3 protein-coding genes are annotated in these 2,983 nt (G+C 64.6%); 1 reads left to right on the top strand and 2 read right to left on the bottom strand.

The genetic code is table 11. The features are described from left to right. Positions 1 to 15: 15 nt before the first annotated feature. Positions 16 to 969 carry a hypothetical protein gene (locus tag AS26_RS13370; protein ID WP_062310576.1) on the bottom strand — a complete coding sequence of 318 codons (954 nt, stop codon included), beginning with the start codon at positions 967 to 969 and terminating at the stop codon, positions 16 to 18. Positions 970 to 1,029: 60 nt separating this feature from the next. Continuing rightward, a complete protein-coding gene (locus AS26_RS13365) occupies positions 1,030 to 2,046 on the bottom strand; it encodes an endo-1,4-beta-xylanase (RefSeq protein WP_062310573.1) in 1,017 nt (338 codons plus the stop codon). A gap of 169 nt (positions 2,047 to 2,215) precedes the next feature. Between AS26_RS13365 and AS26_RS13360 the strand changes: the two genes are divergently transcribed. Further along, a complete protein-coding gene (locus tag AS26_RS13360; protein ID WP_062310571.1) occupies positions 2,216 to 2,941 on the top strand; it encodes a VIT1/CCC1 transporter family protein in 726 nt (241 codons plus the stop codon). The last annotated feature ends 42 nt before the right edge of the window (positions 2,942 to 2,983 follow it).

Here is a 2,983-nt window from a genome sequence, read left to right as displayed (position 1 = left end):
CCTCGCAGGATGACTTCACGCTCCGTTCTGGAGCGATCCGCCCGCGGTTTCACCGTTGGACTGCGCCGCGTTGCCGTCGGCCGAGTTGGTTTCGGTCGAGTTCCCCACCCCCGGCGAAGGCCATCCGGCCGGCTGGAGCCCTTGCGGCAGCGGCTCCGAAACCTGCAGGTAGCTCGCCTTCATGGTCCAGTCGATCCGCCACGTCATGCGCCGCACCGCGCTTGCCACCTTGCCGCCGAGTGCGTGCGCAACCACCTGACTCGGCACAGCGACGACCGCCGCCACCGTCGCCCCTTGAAGCGCTGGCGCCCCCGCGGCGCGCGAGACGCCAAAGTGGCCGTACACCGTGGTGTGGGCCAAGAGCGCTTGCAGGTCGGCCTGGGGCATTGGCCGGCTTCCATAGAGCGCCGAACCGACGGCGCCCGCGATCCAGGGACCCCAAACGGACTTGGCGGATGCCGCCGCCATCACCGCCACAAGGTCGTCCTCGCTCGCGCTACGCGCCGTCACGCGCGGCGACGTCCATGCGCCGAGCAGGGGATTCCAAAGCACGGGACGCGCCGCGGCGCTCACCCATTGGCCCTGCTCCTTTTCGTACGCTGCGCCCCGAAACCAGAACACGCTCGCATCCCCGGTGGCGCCGGAGCAGGCGAACCATTCCGCCCTGTCTCCGCCCACCTGCCACACGTCATCGTCCGCTCGAAACAGCACCCGTTGCCCGTCGCGCGCAAGCCTCTTCGCCAAATTCGACCAGGTGGGCGATTGCGCCTCTGCTGCCTGCCAGGTGACGGACAGGCTGACCTCGGCGGACGCCTGCGTCTGGCGATAGGGCGCCTGCTGCCAAGCTTGAATGGCCTGCTGCAATTCAGCCCCGGGCGACAGCGTGGCTGCCCCAACCGGCGGGCTCACGGCCACCATCCCCGCCCAACTCGCCAACATGACCGCGCACACGGCGCCCCGCAAGGCCATCGCCCCCTCACCTTCGCCTTCTTGGGCACATTCTACCACTCGGCCGCCCCGTCGAAAAGTTCAGCGTTCAGCGACGCCAACGACGCGCCAGAACGCCTCTTTCGGGGCGTGATGGACGTCAAAGAGGAGCGGATAGTCCTTTCTGCCCTTCACAGGAAAGTCGTCTCGCCACGTCAAATCGTCTGCCACGCCCCAGAGCGTCACGTTGTCGATCACGTCCCGATGCCGCAAAAAGAGCCGAAACAGGTCCTCGTATCGGGCCGCGAGCCGCTCGGCCATCTCCTCGTCGTACGGGCGCGCCGGCGCCTGCGGCCGATCCGGCTCGTGCACCCACGGGTACACGCTCACGTCGAGCTCCGTGACGTGCAGCCGAAGGCCAAGCGCGCGGTACCGCTCGATGGCCTCTTCCATCTCTTCAACGGGCGGATCGTCCAACGAGACATGCATCTGCAACCCCACGCCGTGAACCGGCGCGCCGCGCTCCAACAGGTGCTCGACGAGCCGCAGGATGCGCTCCCGCTTCTCCGGCCTCGTCTCGTTGTAGTCGTTGTAGAACAAAAGCGCCCCGGGATCCGCTTGATGCGCCAAGCGAAACGCCGTCTCGATATAGTCGTCCCCGAGGGCCTGGCGCCACGGGCTCGGGCGCAGCCACCCTTCCCCTTGGTCGATCACGGCCTCGTTCACCACGTCCCAGCATGAGACATCCCCCCGGTAGCGCCCCACGACCTCGGCGATGTGCGCCTCAAGCCTCGCCTGGACGAGCTTCCCGGGCGCGGATTGGCCAAGCGCGTCCTGGAAGACCCACGAAGGTGTCTGGTTGTGCCACACGAGCGTGTGGCCCCGCACAAACATGCCGTGATCGCGCGCGAATAAAACGATTTGGTCAGCAGCAGAAAACGCATACGTATCTTCGGCAGGGTGAATGCGCTCCCACTTCATCTCGTTCTCCGGCGTCAGGCTGCTGAAATGGCCTTCGAGGAGGTCGGCGTGCGTGTGAATCGTCTTCGCGTTCACCGCGGCGCCCACGCGAAAATGGGACGCGTACGCTTCTTTCAACGATGGCACCGGATGCGGCATGTGCAATCTCCTCCTTGGGCGATCTTTGTCCTAATGGGCTCGATAAGGTGGTGCTAACTGGAACGCTTAGGGTTGACTTATTTTACCAAGCGCCTTTATGATGAGGTTGTGTAGCCATTGCAACGCCGCGCGGAGCGGCCAAATTCTGCAGAACTGAGGACGATGGAAGATGAGCACCCTTTCACCATCCGCCAAACTCGACGAACTGATGGGACGAGAACAGCGCAAGACGCCGAGTTGGATCGGCGATGCCATTTACGGAGTGAACGACGGGCTCGGCGCCATCTTCGGCATCATCGCTGGTGTCGCCGGTTACACCGACAACAATCAGACCATCCTCATCTCAGGCTTCTTTGGTGCGTTGGCGAGCACCTTGTCCATGGCTGCCGGCGCGTGGCTGGCGACGAGATCGGAAAATGAATTGCTCGATAAGGCGTTCCACGAGGCGCAAAGGGACATCGAGCAGAACCGGGAGCGCGAGATTCAGATTCTCTCGCTCATCTACGAGACCCGCGGATTCGAACCGCACGAGGCCAGGGACATTGCCGAGCGCATTGCCAGGGACGACGACCTGTTTCTAAGGACCATGGCGCAGGAGAAGCACGGAATCCACGAGGCGAGTCGCGGAAATCCGTGGGCCGCCGCCCTGTCGGGCGGGCTGTCCACCTTCATCGGCGGGGTCGTGCCTCTGATCCCATTCTTCTTCATGCATGGTCTCGCTGCCGTCATCGCCGCTGCGGCCGTGAGCCTTGCCGCGCACTTCGTAGTGGGCGCCCTGAAGAGCCTCGTCACCGTGCGCTCCTGGTGGTCGAGCGGCATCGAGATGACCATCGCAGGGATCATCGTCGGTATTGTCTCCTACCTGCTCGGTCTCGTGGGCAGCCATGTGCTGTAGAGCCCGAGACAGCGCGGGCGATCGCGACGCGAGTCGCGATCG

The sequence above is a fragment of the Alicyclobacillus sendaiensis NBRC 100866 genome (genome assembly GCF_001552675.1).
Lineage (GTDB): Bacteria > Bacillota > Bacilli > Alicyclobacillales > Alicyclobacillaceae > Alicyclobacillus > Alicyclobacillus sendaiensis.
This window is presented reverse-complemented; position numbering and strand designations above follow the sequence as displayed.